Origin of the sequence: Nitrospirillum amazonense, from assembly GCF_007828035.1 — a bacterium.
Lineage (GTDB): Bacteria > Pseudomonadota > Alphaproteobacteria > Azospirillales > Azospirillaceae > Nitrospirillum > Nitrospirillum amazonense.
In genome coordinates, this window is record NZ_VITV01000016.1 from 54,328 (window position 1) to 68,872 (window position 14,545).

16 protein-coding genes are annotated in these 14,545 nt (G+C 68.1%); 13 read left to right on the forward strand and 3 right to left on the reverse strand.

Translation table 11 applies throughout. From position 1 onward, the window contains the following. Nucleotides 1-21: 21 nt before the first annotated feature. The 3 genes from FBZ87_RS26930 to FBZ87_RS26940 all read right to left on the reverse strand — a co-directional run bounded on the left by FBZ87_RS26930 (nucleotide 22) and on the right by FBZ87_RS26940 (nucleotide 1,927). Entirely contained in the window at nucleotides 22-516 is a 495-nt protein-coding gene (locus FBZ87_RS26930; protein WP_145613668.1) for an Lrp/AsnC family transcriptional regulator, read from the reverse strand. Then, nucleotides 513-995 (reverse strand): Lrp/AsnC family transcriptional regulator, encoded by a 483-nt coding sequence (locus FBZ87_RS26935; protein ID WP_145613669.1) that lies wholly within the window; start codon nucleotides 993-995, stop codon nucleotides 513-515. The genes FBZ87_RS26930 and FBZ87_RS26935 overlap by 4 nt, the downstream gene beginning before the upstream one ends. A 98-nt stretch (nucleotides 996-1,093) precedes the next feature. Next, nucleotides 1,094-1,927, reverse strand: a complete 834-nt coding sequence (locus tag FBZ87_RS26940; protein ID WP_145613670.1) for a sugar phosphate isomerase/epimerase family protein — start codon at nucleotides 1,925-1,927, stop codon at nucleotides 1,094-1,096. A gap of 168 nt (nucleotides 1,928-2,095) precedes the next feature. Here FBZ87_RS26940 and FBZ87_RS26945 point away from each other — a divergent pair, with 168 nt between their 5' ends. The 13 genes from FBZ87_RS26945 (at nucleotide 2,096) to FBZ87_RS27005 (ending at nucleotide 14,542) form a co-directional block, all read left to right on the forward strand. Continuing rightward, a complete protein-coding gene (locus FBZ87_RS26945) occupies nucleotides 2,096-2,890 on the forward strand; it encodes an SDR family oxidoreductase (RefSeq protein WP_145613671.1) in 795 nt (264 codons plus the stop codon). A gap of 128 nt (nucleotides 2,891-3,018) precedes the next feature. Continuing rightward, nucleotides 3,019-3,951 carry a VOC family protein gene (locus FBZ87_RS26950; protein ID WP_186455012.1) on the forward strand — a complete coding sequence of 311 codons (933 nt, stop codon included), beginning with the start codon at nucleotides 3,019-3,021 and terminating at the stop codon, nucleotides 3,949-3,951. Nucleotides 3,952-3,954: 3 nt separating this feature from the next. Continuing rightward, nucleotides 3,955-4,830 carry a CoA transferase subunit A gene (locus tag FBZ87_RS26955; protein WP_145613673.1) on the forward strand — a complete coding sequence of 292 codons (876 nt, stop codon included), beginning with the start codon at nucleotides 3,955-3,957 and terminating at the stop codon, nucleotides 4,828-4,830. Nucleotides 4,831-4,842: 12 nt separating this feature from the next. Continuing rightward, the gene (locus FBZ87_RS26960) at nucleotides 4,843-5,652 is read left to right on the forward strand and encodes a CoA-transferase subunit beta (protein WP_145613674.1); all 810 of its coding nucleotides are present in this window, start codon (nucleotides 4,843-4,845) and stop codon (nucleotides 5,650-5,652) included. Nucleotides 5,653-5,663: 11 nt separating this feature from the next. Next, entirely contained in the window at nucleotides 5,664-6,575 is a 912-nt protein-coding gene (locus FBZ87_RS26965) for an enoyl-CoA hydratase (protein ID WP_145613675.1), read from the forward strand. 3 nt (nucleotides 6,576-6,578) lie between these two features. After that, nucleotides 6,579-7,682 carry an NAD(P)H-dependent flavin oxidoreductase gene (locus FBZ87_RS26970; RefSeq protein ID WP_145613676.1) on the forward strand — a complete coding sequence of 368 codons (1,104 nt, stop codon included), beginning with the start codon at nucleotides 6,579-6,581 and terminating at the stop codon, nucleotides 7,680-7,682. Beyond that, a complete protein-coding gene (locus FBZ87_RS26975) occupies nucleotides 7,666-8,418 on the forward strand; it encodes an enoyl-CoA hydratase family protein (RefSeq protein WP_145613677.1) in 753 nt (250 codons plus the stop codon). The genes FBZ87_RS26970 and FBZ87_RS26975 overlap by 17 nt, the downstream gene beginning before the upstream one ends. Before the next feature lie 12 nt (nucleotides 8,419-8,430). Continuing rightward, on the forward strand, nucleotides 8,431-9,591 hold the full coding sequence (locus FBZ87_RS26980; RefSeq protein ID WP_145613678.1) for an acyl-CoA dehydrogenase family protein: 1,161 nt from the start codon (nucleotides 8,431-8,433) through the stop codon (nucleotides 9,589-9,591). A gap of 11 nt (nucleotides 9,592-9,602) precedes the next feature. Further along, a complete protein-coding gene (locus FBZ87_RS26985; RefSeq protein ID WP_145613679.1) occupies nucleotides 9,603-10,676 on the forward strand; it encodes an acyl-CoA dehydrogenase family protein in 1,074 nt (357 codons plus the stop codon). Further along, complete coding sequence (locus FBZ87_RS26990; protein WP_145613680.1) at nucleotides 10,669-11,820, forward strand: acetyl-CoA C-acetyltransferase; 1,152 nt, start codon at nucleotides 10,669-10,671, stop codon at nucleotides 11,818-11,820. The genes FBZ87_RS26985 and FBZ87_RS26990 overlap by 8 nt, the downstream gene beginning before the upstream one ends. 4 nt (nucleotides 11,821-11,824) lie before the next feature. Next, on the forward strand, nucleotides 11,825-12,469 hold the full coding sequence (locus tag FBZ87_RS26995; protein ID WP_145613681.1) for a gamma carbonic anhydrase family protein: 645 nt from the start codon (nucleotides 11,825-11,827) through the stop codon (nucleotides 12,467-12,469). A 2-nt stretch (nucleotides 12,470-12,471) separates the two neighbouring features. Further along, on the forward strand, nucleotides 12,472-13,383 hold the full coding sequence (locus FBZ87_RS27000) for an SDR family oxidoreductase (protein WP_145613682.1): 912 nt from the start codon (nucleotides 12,472-12,474) through the stop codon (nucleotides 13,381-13,383). A 10-nt stretch (nucleotides 13,384-13,393) separates the two neighbouring features. Then, nucleotides 13,394-14,542, forward strand: coding sequence for an acyl-CoA dehydrogenase family protein (locus tag FBZ87_RS27005; protein ID WP_145613683.1), 1,149 nt, complete (start codon nucleotides 13,394-13,396; stop codon nucleotides 14,540-14,542). Nucleotides 14,543-14,545: the final 3 nt, after the last annotated feature.

The window sequence follows — 14,545 nt, forward strand, 5'->3', positions numbered from 1 at the left end:
GCATATCTGCATAAACGGCCGTCACTCCTCGATCGGCGCGGCCTCTGGTTCCACACGGACGATACGCGCCATGCGGGCATCGTACTTCAGGCTGTGAATGGCGGTGGACACCTCCACCTCCCGCACCCCGGCCAGCGGCTTGATGGACGTGCTGACCAGCTCGTGCACCCGCTCCAGGCTGGTGAACAGGCCCATGGCCATCAGGCTGTACCGCCCCAGCAGGACCATGACGCAGCCGATGGCGGGGATGGCCGACAGCTCCTTGGCCAGTTCAGGCACCCGCGCCGGATCGGCCTGGATTCCCATCATCACCAGGTTGGGGGACCCCGCCATGCGGAAGCTGGTCACCACGGTGAATTGGATCAGCCCCTCGGCCTGCAGCCGCTTGATACGGGTGCGGATGGTGCCCTCGGTGACACCCAGCTCCGCCGCGATCTGCCGGTTGGACGAGCGCCCGTCGCGGCCCAAGGCTTCGACGATGCGATGGTCAAGGTCGTCAAGCTTTCCGCCGTTCATAGGGGGGCCACATTGAATTCGAATTTCACGATATCGGCGGCGATTCCGGGGCTCAATTCGCTGATGCCCGGAATCTTGGCCACATGGTCCAGCAGGAAGGTATTGATCTCCCCGAACTCATGCAGGATGACCAGCATCTCGATGTCGTAGGCGCCGTTCATGATGTGCAGGCTGAAGACTTCCGGAAGATCCGCCAGATCCTTGGCCACGTCGGCCACCGGACGCCCCAGGACCTTCACCCCGGTAGCGATCAGCATGTTGTAGCCGTGCGCCGAGAAGTCGGCGACGGCCACCACCCGCATGGCCTTGCTTTCCTCAAGCCGATGAAGGCGCGCCGACACGGTCCCAGCCGTGATCGACAGGCGGTCCGCGATTTCCTGGTTGGTTGCGCGCCCGTTGGAGCGAAGGATGTCGATGATCGCCTCATCGACGGTATCAAGTCCGGCAGGCGTCGCGCGCCGCCCCTTTCTGATCTGCATGTGGTGCCTTACACTTATCGCCGTCACGCTGCTGGCTACGCATCGTAACAAGAGCCCCTCATGGCCGCGACTGCTTTCGCAGGCGGGCCGTTTTACCGCTATGCAGGGCCATGACCTTCCGCCACCGCCCTGGCCGCCACCGCCCTGGCCGCCGACACGGCGCGTAGCGCGCGGGCGAGCGGCGCCTCCCCCTGCAGGATAGCCTCCTCCTGCGGCACCTCAACGCTCACCGGCACGTCCGGGGGCAGGGCGCGCAAGAATCCCGCGACGTCGAAATCCCCTTGTCCCGGCAGCCCCCTTTCCCTGGCGGCCTCCGCCTCCCGCGCGCCCGGCGCCACCCTTGCCGGTCCATCGCATAGCTGGGCCAGCAACACACTCCCCGCCGGCAAAGCGGCGACCTGGGCCACATCGCCGCCGGACCGAACAAGATGCAACAGGTCCAGGGTTATCCCGACGCGGCCGGGCCGGCCGATGCGCGCGACCTCCGCAATCGCAGCGGGCAAGTCCGGCACCAGGGACGGCGGGTAGAACTCCACACCAACGGCAAGGCCGCGGCCGGCCGCTTCCTCGCAAAAGGCTGCGAACTGATCGTGCCGTCGCCCGGCGTCGCGGTCGTACAGCAGCACGTTGACGGCGCGGATACCCAAGTCGGCCGCGGCATCCAGCGCCGGTCGGAAATCCGTCGCCACCGATCGGCCGTGCAGCGTGAATGGATAGGCGAGGTCCATGCGAACCCCCCGCTCCTGGAATCGCGAGCGCACGCGCCGCCGCGCCGCCGCATCGGTCACCAGATCATAATCGGCCATGCGGGGCAGCACGCTCATGGCATGCAGGAACAGGCAGACGCCGTCACACCCCGTCGCCGCCGCCAGATCAGGAAGGTCCCAAGGAGGGACGTCTATGACGGTCAAATGATCCAGCAACAAATGCATGTACGCGCCCCGTCTCCCGGCCCCAACCGGCCCAACGCTCCGCACCATATGTTCAATGCGGGCGATGGTCATTGAAATTCGTACATTAATTTGCTCACATCGACGCATATCAGCAATAGAACGCCGTTCAGGCATCCATTGGCGTACAACAACATCACGAGGGCCACCATGCACGATCCCCTTTCCGTTCCGCCCGGTCGCGTGGTCATCGTCACCGGCGGCACCCGCGGCCTTGGCCGCGTCATTGCCGAAACCTTCCTGCGCGCCCGCTGCACCGTCGCCATCTGCGGGCGCCATGCGCCTGAAGCGCTGCCCTCCGCCAACGGCCAGGTCGCCAGTTTCCACCCCTGCGACATCCGACAGGCCGACCAAGCCAGAGCCTTCGTCGACGCGGTGGCGGAACGCCACGGCCGCCTGGACATCGTCATCAACAACGCCGGCGGCTCCCCCCAAGCCGATGCCGCCACGGCCTCCCCCCGTTTCTCCGAGGCCATCGTCGCGCTGAACCTGCTGGCCCCCCTGCATGTCGCCCAGGCGGCCAACCGGATCATGGCGGAACAGGCGGAGGGGGGCACGATCATCAACATCACCAGCATCGCCGCCAAGCGGGCCTCCCCCGGGACGGCCGTCTATGCCGCCGCCAAGGCGGGCTTGCTAAGCCTGACACGCAGCCTGGCGCAGGAATGGGGGCCCAAGGTGCGGGTGAACGCCATCACCGTCGGCCTGGTCGAGACGGAACAGTCGGAACTGACCTACGGATCGGCCGCCACCCGCGACGCGATCGCCGCCTCCCTGCCCCTGGGCCGCATGGGCAATGGCGGCGATGTGGCCGCTGCCGCCCTCTACCTCGCCTCCGCCGGGGCCGCCTATGTCAGCGGTGCCGACCTGGCCGTCGATGGCGGCGGCGAACGCCCGTTGTTCCTGGAAATCGTCAAGCAGCACCGCCGGGATTGCGCAAACTGACGACCGTCGCGCTTGTTTCTGTAGATCTGCGTTTTAGACCGGTATATATCTACGCATATCAACGATAATTGATCACAAAAATCCGCCTTTGCGCAGAAATGCCGGGCCGGAACAGGGAGATCCCAGGGATGACGGTGGCGTCACTAGGCTATGTGGTAATCGAGACGAGGGATCTCGCGTCCTGGTCCACGTTTGCGACCGAGGTCGTGGGCCTCATGCCAGCCCCCTCGGCCCAGCCCGACGTGCTGTTGTTTCGCATGGACGATCGGCCCTTCCGCTTCTGGATCCAGCAGGGGGATCGCGAGGCCTTCGTGCAGCCGGGCTGGGAGTTGGCCAACGCGGGGGACTTCAATGCCGCCGTGGAACGCTTGAAAAGCGCAGGCCGGCCCGTCCAGCTGGCCACGCCGGCGGAGGCGCGGGCCCGGCAGGTGACGGCCCTGGCCCGATCGTCCGACCCGGCGGGCAACGATCTGGAAATCTACTACGGCCGCGTCCTGGACTACGCCCCCTTCCGGTCGCCGGCCGGGGTCAGCCGTTTCGTCACCGGCCCCAGTGGGGAACTGGGCCTGGGCCACGTCGTCCTGTCCGCCCCCAACTTCGCCGAAACGCACGCCTTCTATAAGTCGGTGCTGGGCTTTGGTGACACCGACCTCGGCCATTTCTATCTGGCCGGCGGCAGCCCGGATGATCCGGGTGTCCGTTTCGCCTTCATGCACGCCCGCAACCAGCGCCATCATAGCCTGGCCCTGGGTGAGCTGCCCCAGAACGAGGCGCGACTGGTCCATCTGATGGTGGAAGTAGCCAGCGTGGACGACGTCGGCCGCGCCTATGAGCGGGTGCACAAGCAGGCGGTTCCCGTTTCCGCCACGCTGGGGCGGCATGTGAACGACAAGATGCTGTCCTTCTACATGCGTACGCCCGGTGGCTTCGACATCGAATATGGCTGCGACGGCCTGCTGATCGACCCCGCGACCTGGATCCCCACCACCAGCCTGCCTGTCAGCGACTGGGGCCATGTCTGGGCGTTCCAGAACGCCGACAACCAGGGAAGCGAGGGCTGAACCATGCTCGACAAGCGCATGACCCTGGACGATATCGTCGACCAGTTGTCCGACGGCATGACCATCGGCATCGGCGGCTGGGCCACCCGGCGCAAGCCCATGGCCCTGGTGCGCGCCCTGCTGCGCTCACGGCTCAAGGACTTGACCCTGGTCAGCTATGGCGGGCCGGACGTGGGCTTGCTGGCCGCCGCGGGTAAGCTTCGCCGCCTGGTGTTCGCCTTCGTCTCGCTGGACCATTACCCGCTGGACCCGCATTTCCGCGCCGCCCGGCAGGAGGGACTGGATGTGCTGGAGCTGGACGAAGGCATGTTCCATCTGGGACTGAGGGCGGCCGCCATGCGTGTCCCCTTCCTGCCTACCCACATCGGCATCGGCACCGACATCATCCGCCAGCCGGCATTCCGCACCGTGCGCAGCCCCTATGAGGATGGAGAGGAACTCGTGGCGGTTCCGGCCCTGCCCTTGGATGCGGCCCTGCTGCACGTCCACCGGGCCGATGCGCTGGGCAATGTCCTGACGCTCAGCCCCGATCCCTTTTTTGATGAACTGATGGCCCGTGCGGCCAAGCGGGTCTTCGTCACCACGGAGAAGCTGGTGCCGACACCCGAACTGGACATGGCCAACAACGCCCGCTTCAATCTGTGCGAACGGGCGCTGATCAGCGGCGTGGCCGAGGCGCCCTTCGGCGCCCACCCCACCAGTGCCACCCCCGACTACCAGCTCGATCTTGGCCACCTGAAGACCTACGCCGACAGCGCCGCGTCGCCCGAAGGCTGGGTCGACTACCGCGCCCGCTTCATCGATGTCGGTGCCGATCACTACCTGGACGCCATAGGCGGTGCCGGGCGCGTCGCCGCCCTGCCCAAGCCCGTCTATTGAGCGAGAGCCGCCATGACAGACACATCGCGCCCCACGCCCTACAGTCTCGCCGAACTTGTCATCACCGCCGCCGCCGAAACCTGGCGACATGACGGCGAAGTCATGGCCACGGGCATCGGCCCTCTGCCCCGCCTGGCTGCGGCCCTGGCGAAGACCACCTTCAATCCGGCGCTGCAGACCACGGACGGCGAGTGCTTCTACACCGCCAGCCCCGTGCCGCCCGGCCCGGCCACCGATACGCCGCCGGTGATCGAGGGCTGGTCCCCCTACGACCGCGTGTTCTCCGCACTCTGGGGCGGGAAACGCCACGCGATGGTGGCGCCGGTGCAGATGGACCGCTTCGGTCAGACCAACATCAGCGTCATCGGCGACCACGCCCGGCCCAAGGCGGCCATGCTGGGCGCCCGGGGCTTCCCCGGCAACTCGGTCCACCACCCCAACAGCTTCTTCTTCGCCAACCACACCAGCCGCACCTTTGTCGCCGGCGAAGTCGATTTCGTTTGCAGCGCCGGCTACAACCCGGCCCGTTACCTGAACGGCCAGCCGCCGCGCGGACTGGACCTGCGCCTGATCGTCACCGATCTGGCGGTGCTGGACTTCGGCGGGCCCGGCCACGCGATCCAGGTGCGCAGCCTGCACCCCGGGGTCAGCTTCGACCAGGTTCAGGACAACACCGGCTTCCCCCTGCATCGGCTGGAACACGTGGCCACCACATCCGCCCCGACGGCGGAGCAGTTGGCCCTGATCCGGCAACTGGACCCCAACAACGTCCGGCGCACGGTGTTCAAGGGCGACCCTGCCGGCGACCGGCGTACGGCGTGAGAGGGGAAGCCATGTCCCATCAGCCATCCCCCGACCTGGTCGAGCCCAGGCATCAGCCACCGAGTTATGAAACGGATGAGCCTGTCCGCTACGTGACGGACGGCCCGGTCGCCTGGGTCATCATGAACCGGCCGCGTTTCAACAACGCCCAAAACTCGCAGATGACCTACGCCTTGGACGCGGCCTTCCGGCGCGCCGTGGATGACGACGCCATCCGCGTCATCGTCCTGAAGGGCGAGGGCAAGCACTTCTCCGCCGGGCATGACATTGGCACGCCGGGCCGCGACCTGCACAGCCGCTTCGACCGGGCGCTGCTCTTGCCCGATCACACCAACAAGCCGGCGGCCGAGCTGCTCTACACCCGCGAGCATGAGGTCTATCTGGGCATGTGCCGGCGCTGGCGCGACATTCCCAAACCCACCATCGCCATGGTTCAGGGCGCTTGCGTGGCCGGCGGCCTGATGCTGGCCTGGGTCTGCGACCTGATCATCGCGTCGGACGACGCCTTTTTCCAGGACCCGGTGGGCCGCATGGGCATCCCGGGCGTGGAATACTTCGCCCACGGCTTCGAACTGCCGCCGCGCATCGCCAAGGAATTCATCCTGCTGGGCGAGCGCATGCCGGCCCGGCGAGCCTACGACTTCGGCATGGTCAACCGCCTGGTGCCCCGCGACCAGCTGGAGGGCGAGGTGAAAGCCGTCGCGGCGGAACTGGCCAGCCGGCCCCGCCTGGGCAACTGGCTGACCAAGCAGGCACTGAACCATGTGGAAGACCTGCGGGGCAAGCGCACCGCCACGGACGCCCATTTCCACATGCATCACTTCGCCCACGCGCAGAACGACCTGACCTCCACCAACAGCTTGGGCGGCCTGGACGCCAAGTCCATGGCGCAGGCCAATAAATCGCAGGCGGGGGAGCGCTAGGCCATGCAGCCGGATCCGTTGATCACCGCCTTGGTGGAGCGGCTGGGCTGCCGCTACCCCATCATCCAGACCGCCATGGGCTGGGTGGCGGAGCCGCCGCTGGTGGCCGCGTCCTGCAACGCCGGCGCGTTCGGTTTCCTGGGCGCGGCCGTCATGACACCCGCCGACGCGGCGGCCAAGATCGCGGCCGTGCGGCGCCTGACCGACCGGCCCTTCGGCGTCAATTTCCACATGTTCCAGCCGGGCGCCGCCGAGATCGTCGAGACGATCATCGCCAACCGGGCGCAGGTGCGGGCCGTCAGCTTCGGCCGGGGGCCGGACGCCGCCATGATCGTCCGCTTCCGCGACGCCGGCATCCTGTGCGTGCCCACCGTCGGCGCCCTGAAACACGCGAAGAAGATGGTCCAGCTGGGCGTCGACATGATCAACGTCCAAGGCGGCGAAGGGGGCGGCCATACCGGATCCGTCCCCACCACCGTGCTGCTGCCCCAGGTGCTGGACACGGTGACCGTGCCCGTCATCGCCTCGGGAGGCTTCGCCGATGGGCGTGGACTGGCCGCCGCCCTGGCCTTCGGCGCCGTGGGCATCGCCATGGGCACCCGCTTCCTGCTGACGGCAGAGAGCCCGGTGCCGGCGGTGACCAAGGCCCGCTACTTGGAAGCCGACACCGATGACATCGTATTGACCACCAAGCTGGACGGCATCCCGCAGCGCATGGTCCGCACCCCCCTGATGGACCGCATTGAGCGCTCAGGCCCCCTGGGCATGTGGCTGCGCGCGCTGGAGAGTGGCCTAGCCCTGAAGCGCCAGACAGGCGCCGGCTGGGGGGAGCTTCTGCATACGGTACGGGGCATGACCGGCCATGGGGGCCTGCGGCTGGACCAGGCGCTGATGGCCGCCAGCGCCCCCATGCTGATCCAGAAGGCGGTGGTGGAAGGCAAACCGGACGAGGGCGTCATGGCCACTGGCATCGTCGGCGGCCGCCTGACCGAAATCCCCACCTGCCAGGCCCTGATGGACCGCATCGTGGCGGAGGCGCGGGAGCGCCTGGCCGCGCTGTGCCCCGCCCCTGTCGACAGCCGGAGGTACCATGCCGATCACGCTTGAAACCCACGGGCGGGTCGCCGAGATCGTTTTCGACTGGCCGCCGGTCAACGCCTTCGACACCAGTGGCTGGGAACTGATCCCCCGGCTGGTGGAAAAGGCGGGGGGCGACGCGGAGGTACGCTGCGTCCTGATCCGCGCCGAGGGCAAGGGCTTCTGCGGCGGCGTCGACATCAAGGAGATGCAGGCCCATCCGGAACGCATCGTCAAGCTGAACCGGGACAACTACTTGACCTTCAAAGCCATCCGCGACTGCCCGGTTCCCGTCGTGTCGGCCCTGCATGGCTTCGTCATCGGTGGTGGCGTGAACATCGCCGGCGCCTCCGACATGCTGATCGCGGCGGAGGGTGCCTATATTTCCCTGCCGGAGATCGACCGGGGCGCCATGGGGGGGGCCGCCTTTCTGTCGCGCATGTTGCCGCTGCACAAGGTGCGCGCCGCCTTCTTCACCGGTGGGCGGATCCCGGTGGAGGAAGCCTATCGCCTGGGCGCGGTGGAAGCGGTCGTGCCCAAGGAGCGCCTGCTGGAGGAGGCCCGCGCCTTCTGCGCCGTCATCGCCACCAAGAGCCGAACCGCCCTGGTCTTGGCCAAGCAGGCGCTGAACGGGCTGGAACCTTTGGACCCCTGCCAGGGCTACCGCTGGGAGCAGGGCTTCACCTTGGAAATGTACATGCATGAGGACAGCCAACGCGCCCGGGACGCCTTCGTCCACGACAAGGGCCGGACGGCCACCTTCTAGGAGCCCTGCCCCGTGAATCTGACCTATACGCCTGAGCAGAACGCCTTTCGCGCCGAGGTTCGGGCCTGGCTGGCGGCCCATGTGCCCGCCCGGCCCTTGCCCTCCTTCGATGCCACGCGGGAAGGTTTCGAAGCCCACCGGGCTTGGGAGCGCACCCTGGCCGAGGGTCGCTGGGGCATGGTGACGTGGCCCCAGGAATACGGCGGCCGTGGCGTCGATCTGCTGCAATGGCTGATCTTCGAGGAGGAATACTACCGCGCCGGCGCCCCAGGGCGTGTGAACCAGAACGGTATTTTCCTGCTGGGCCCCACATTGATGGAGTTCGGCACCCCGGAACAGAAGGCCCGCTTCCTGCCGGCCATGGCCAATGGCGACGAGATCTGGGCCCAGGCCTGGTCCGAGCCCCAGGCTGGCAGCGATCTGGCGGGGGTGCGGGCGACGGCCACCCGGGATGGCGACCACTATGTCCTCAACGGGTTGAAGACCTGGTCGTCGCGCGCCGCCTTCGCCGACTGGGCCTTCGGCCTGTTCCGCAGCGAGGCCGGCAGCCAGCGGCACCAGGGCCTGACGCTGGTGCTGTTCCCCCTGAATGCGCCTGGCGTGACGGTCAAACCCATCGCCCGCATCGACGGCAAGGTCGGCTTTGCGGAAATCTTCCTGGATAACGTCCGAGTGCCTGCGGACCAGCGGCTGGGCGATGAGGGGCAAGGCTGGCACATCTGCATGGTCACCGCCGGCTTCGAGCGCGGCCTGATGCTGCGCAGTCCCGCCCGCTACCAAGTGGCGGCCGCCCGCCTGGCGGCGCTGTACCGGCGGGAGGGTGACCCCGACGACGCGGTTACGCGGGCGGCGGTGGCGCAAGCCTGGATGGATGCGGAGGCCTACGCCCTGTCCATCTACGCCACCGCCAGCCGCATCCTGGCCGGGCAGCCCATCGGACCGGAAACCAGCACCAACAAGATCTTCTGGTCGGAGCTGGATGTGACGCTGAACCGCACCGCCCTGTCGATCCTGGGCGCCCGCGCCGAACTGCTGCCCGACCCCGCCGCCCCCGACCCCACGGGCGATTGGCTGGACGACTACATCTTCTCCCTCGCCGGCCCGATCTACGCCGGCTCCAACGAAATCCAGCGCAACATCATCGCCGAACGCATGCTTGGGCTGCCGCGCTGAGGAACAGGCTGATGGACTTCACCCTCACCGACGAACAGAAGATGCTGGCCGACGTGGTCGCCAAGTTGCTGGACGACCATTGCCCGCCCGCCGCCCTGCGCCAGTTGATGACCGACGGGGCTCCCCGCGACGCGGACCGCTGGGGCGCCATCGTGGAAACCGGGCTGGTGCCGGTCCTGGTGCCGGCGGAGCAAGACGGCCTGGGCCTGGGCGAACTGGACTTCGCCCTGATTGCCCAGGCGTGCGGACGTGCAGCCTTGCCCGAACCGCTGGTCGACCATGCGGGCATCGCCCTGCCCTTGTTGGCCGCCTGCGCCCCGGCGCACCCCTTGTTGGCCGAGGCCTTGAGCGGCGCCGCCACGCTGGCGATCGGCCATCCCCTGAACCCGCTGGTCGCCGATGCCGATACGGCCGCCGCCCTGCTGCTGGTCCATGAGGGCGACCTGCACCTGGTACCGCGTGATCAGGTGACACTGACGCGCCGTCCCAGCATCGATCCATTCCGCCGCCTGTTCGACGTGGCGTGGAAGCCGAGCGGAACCACCCGCATCGCCAGCGCCGCCACCGCGGCCGGGCCCCTCGCGGACGCCATCGACCGGGGTGCCCTGTTCGCCGCCGCGCAGTGCCTGGGCCTGGCGCAGTGCTGCGTGGACTTGGCGGTCGCCTATGCCAAGGATCGCACCCAGTTCGGTAAGCCCATCGGGTCATACCAGGCCATCAAGCATCACCTGGCCTCCGTCCAGGTGAAGATCGAATTCGCCCGCCCCGTGCTGCATGCCGCCGCCACGCGCTTCCCCGACCGCGACACACGGTCCCGGGCGGCCATATCGCACGCCAAGCTGGTGGCGGCGGAGGCGGCGGACCTGGCCGCCCGCACCGCCATCCAGGTGCACGGCGCCATGGGCTACTCCTGGGAAGTGGACATCCATTTCTTCCTGAAACGCGCGTTGGCCCTGACTTACGTCTGGGGAACGCCGGCCTTCCACCAAGCGCGGGTGGAACGGCGCGTCCTGGCCGGCCCCCTCGGTCCCGACCAAACCTTCCTGCCCGATCATCCCCGCCAGAACGAGGGCCAGCATGCCTGAAGCCTATATCATCGACGCCGTCCGCACCCCGATCGGCCGCAAGAAGGGATCGCTGGCCGGCATGCATTCCGCCGATCTGGGCGCGCACGCCATTGCCGCGCTGATAGCCCGCACCGGGGTCGACCCCGGTGCCGTGAACGATGTCGTGTTCGGCTGCACCGAAACCATCGGCAGCCAGGCCGGCGACATCGCCCGTACCTGCTGGCTGGTGGCGGGTCTTCCCGATCATGTGCCGGGCGTCACCGTGGACCGTCAGTGCGGTTCCGCCCAACAGGCGGTCCACTTCGCGGCCCAGGGAGTCATGAGCGGCACGCAGGAGCTGGTGGTGGCCGGCGGCGTGCAGAACCTCAACATGATCCCCATCTCCGCCGCCATGGAAGTGGGCCGCACCTACGGCATTCCCGACCCCTTTTCCACCTCCCCCGGTTGGCTGGCCCGCTACGGCAAGCAGGAAGTCAGCCAATTCCGCGCTGCGGAGATGATCGCCGAAAAGTGGGGCGTCACCCGGGAAGCAATGGAGGGCTTCGCGCTGGCCAGCCACCAGAAGGCCATCGCCGCCAGCGATGGCGGGCGCTTCGCCCGCGAGATCGCTCCGGTGGGGGAATTCACCACCGACGAGACGCCGCGTCGCGACACCTCGCTGGAGAAGATGGCCGGCCTGAAGCCCCTGGTGGAGGGTGGACGCCTGACCGCCGGCGTCAGCAGCCAGAACGCCGACGCCTCCGCCGCCCTGCTGATCGCCTCCGCCCAGGCCGTGAAGGATCATGGCCTGAAACCGCGGGCGCGCATCCATCACATGAGCGTGCGGGGCGACGACCCCGTGTGGATGCTGACCGCCCCGATCGCCGCGACCCGCCATGCCCTGGCCAAGACGGGGCTGGCCCTGGCCGATATCGACCTGTTCGAATGCAACGAGGCCTTCGCCAGCGTGGTGCTGGCCTGGATGTCGGAACTGGACATAGATCCGGACCGCGTGAACGTGAATGGCGGTGCCATAGCATTGGGGCACCCGCTGGGCGCCACCGGCGCCCGCATCATGACCACGCTGCTGAACGAGTTGGAGCGGCGCCAAGGACGCTACGCCCTGCAGACCATGTGCGAGGGCGGCGGGCAGGCTAACGTGACCATCATCGAGCGGCTGTGACACCATGGCCGTCTATAGCTACCAAGGCATCGTACCGGTCGTGGACCCGAGCAGCTTCGTCCATCCGGGCGCGACGCTGATCGGTGACGTCATCGTCGGCCCTGGCTGCTATCTCGGGCCGGGCGCGTCGCTGCGCGGCGACTTCGGCCGCATCGTGGTGGAGGGCGACAGCAGCATCCAGGACAACTGCACCCTCCACACCTCGTCCGGCAACGACTGCCACGTCGGGCTGGGCGCCACCATCGGACACGGCGCCGTGCTGCATGGCTGCCGCATCGGGCGGCACACCCTGGTGGGCATCAACGCCGTCGTCCTGGACAACGCCGAGCTGGGAGAGGACTGCCTGGTCGCCGCCCTGTCCCTGGTGCGCCCGGACGCCCGGTTCGAGGCCGGCTGCCTGATCGCAGGCAACCCGGCCAAGGTGATCCGCCATTTCAGGCCCGACCAGATCACCTGGCGCAACACCGGGGACGGCGAATACCAGCGCCTGACCCGCGAGGCCTTCACCGACCTGCGGGAATGTCAGCCGCTGGCCGCCGCGGAACCGGACCGGCCACGCATCCGCGCCAACGCCATTGCCGTGCGCCTACGGGGCGCCACGGCCGAGGAACGCCGGCGCCGCGCCGCCGCCACAGAGCATGGGGAATAACGATGTCGCGTATCTGCGAAGGCCGGGTGGTTGTCGTCACCGGCGCTGGTAACGGCCTGGGCCGGGCCTATGCCCTGGGCCTGGCCGCGGAAGGCGCCCGGGTGGTGGTGAACGACCTGGGCGTGGGAACCCACGGTGAAAGTGGAGCCACGGAGGGGGCCGCTGCACGGGTGGTGAACGAGATCCGGGCCGCCGGCGGCCAAGCCGTGGCCAACACGGACGACGTCACCGATTGGGACGCCAGCGGCCGCATCGTGGAATGCGCGCTGGACAGCTTCGGCGACCTGCATGCCGTGGTGAACAACGCCGGCTTCGTTCGCGACCGTATGTTTGTTTCCTGCACGCCCGATGAATGGGATGCCGTCCTGCGCGTGCATCTGCGTGGTCACTTCTGCACCAGTCGTCACGCCGTGGACTTCTGGCGCGCCCGCCAAAAGGCCGGGCACACGGTGGATGCCCGCATCATCAACACCACCTCCGGCGCCGGCCTGCAGGGCAGCATCGGGCAAAGCGCCTATTCCGCCGCCAAGGGCGGCATCGCCACCCTGACCCTTGTACAGGCGGCGGAACTGGGCCGCTACGGCATCACCGCCAACGCCCTCGCCCCGAATGCCCGCACCCGCATGACCGAGGGCGCCTTCGCCGCCGAGATGAACCGGCAGGAGGGGGACCTGGATGTCTATGCCCCCGAGAACACGGCCCCCTTGGTCGCCTGGCTTTGCAGCGCCCAATCGCGGGAAGTCACCGGACAGGTTTTTGAGTTGAAGGGCGGGCGGCTGTGGCTGTCCCAGGGCTGGACCGACAGCGTGTCCATCGACAAGAAGGCCCGCTGGGCAGCCGATGAGCTGGGCCCGGCGATCCAGGACCTGCTGCGTGCCCGGATGCCGCCCAAGCCCGTCTACGGCGCGGGCTGAGGATGGCACCATGCATTTCGCTTTGACCGACGATCAGCGCGCGATCCGCGACAGCGTCCAGGCCTTCCTTCAGGAAGCCGCCGGCCTGGACCGCCTTCGCTCCACCATCGAGGCCGATGCCGGCTGGGATGCCGAACTTTGGCACAATCTGGCGGTCGACATGGGCTATGCCGGCCTGATGGTGCCTGAGGCTTATGGCGGCATCGGGGGCGGCGCCGTCGACATGGCGCTGGTGTTGGAGGAGACGGGTGCGCGGCTGGCCATGGCGCCCTTCTTCGAAACCGCGGTTCTCGGTGTCCAGACCATCCTCGGCGCGGGCACGGAGGCGCAGAAGCGGAGCCTGTTGCCCGGCTTGGCTGATGGCAGCACCAAGGCGACCCTGGCCCTGACCGGTCCCCAGGGCCGGCCGGCCCCCGATGGGGTTACCGCCTGGCTCAGGGCGGAAGAAGGCGCATGGCGTCTTAGCGGCGAATCCTGCTTCGTGCCCTTCGCCCATGTCGCCGACCTGCTGCTGGTGGCCGCCCGTGCCCCCCTGTCCGCCGGCCCCCGGGGCATCAGCCTGTTGGCCCTGCCCCGCGACGCGACCGGCTTGCGGGTCGAGCGCCAGCCCGGGCTTGACCCGACACGGCCCCTGTGCCGCCTGACTTTCGACACCGTCGCGGTGGCGCCCGATCAGATCCTGGGGAGAGCCGAGGAAGCCGGCCCCGTCCTGGAGCGTATCCTGGCCACCGCCGCCGGCTTGCTGGCGGCGGAACAGACCGGTGGTGCCGCCTTCTGCCTGGCCACCACCGTGGAGTATGCCCAGCAGCGGGTGCAGTTCGGCCGCAAGATCGCTTCCTTCCAGGCGGTGAAGCACGAATTGGCCGACATGATGGTGGCCGTGGAGGCCGCCCGCTCCGCCGCGCTCTACGCTGCCGCCGCCATCGATACCGACACCGACCTGCTGGAGGCGTGTTCCGCCGCCAAGAGCTGGTGTTCAGACGCCTATCGTCATTGCGCTGGTGAAACGATCCAGCTTCACGGCGGCATCGGCTTCACCTGGGAACATCACGCCCACCTCTACTTCAAACGCGCCTGGTCCAGTTCAGCCTGGCTGGGCGACCCGGCCCATCACCGCGAGCGGGTCGCCCGGTTGATGGGCCTGGATGACATTCCCTGAGGA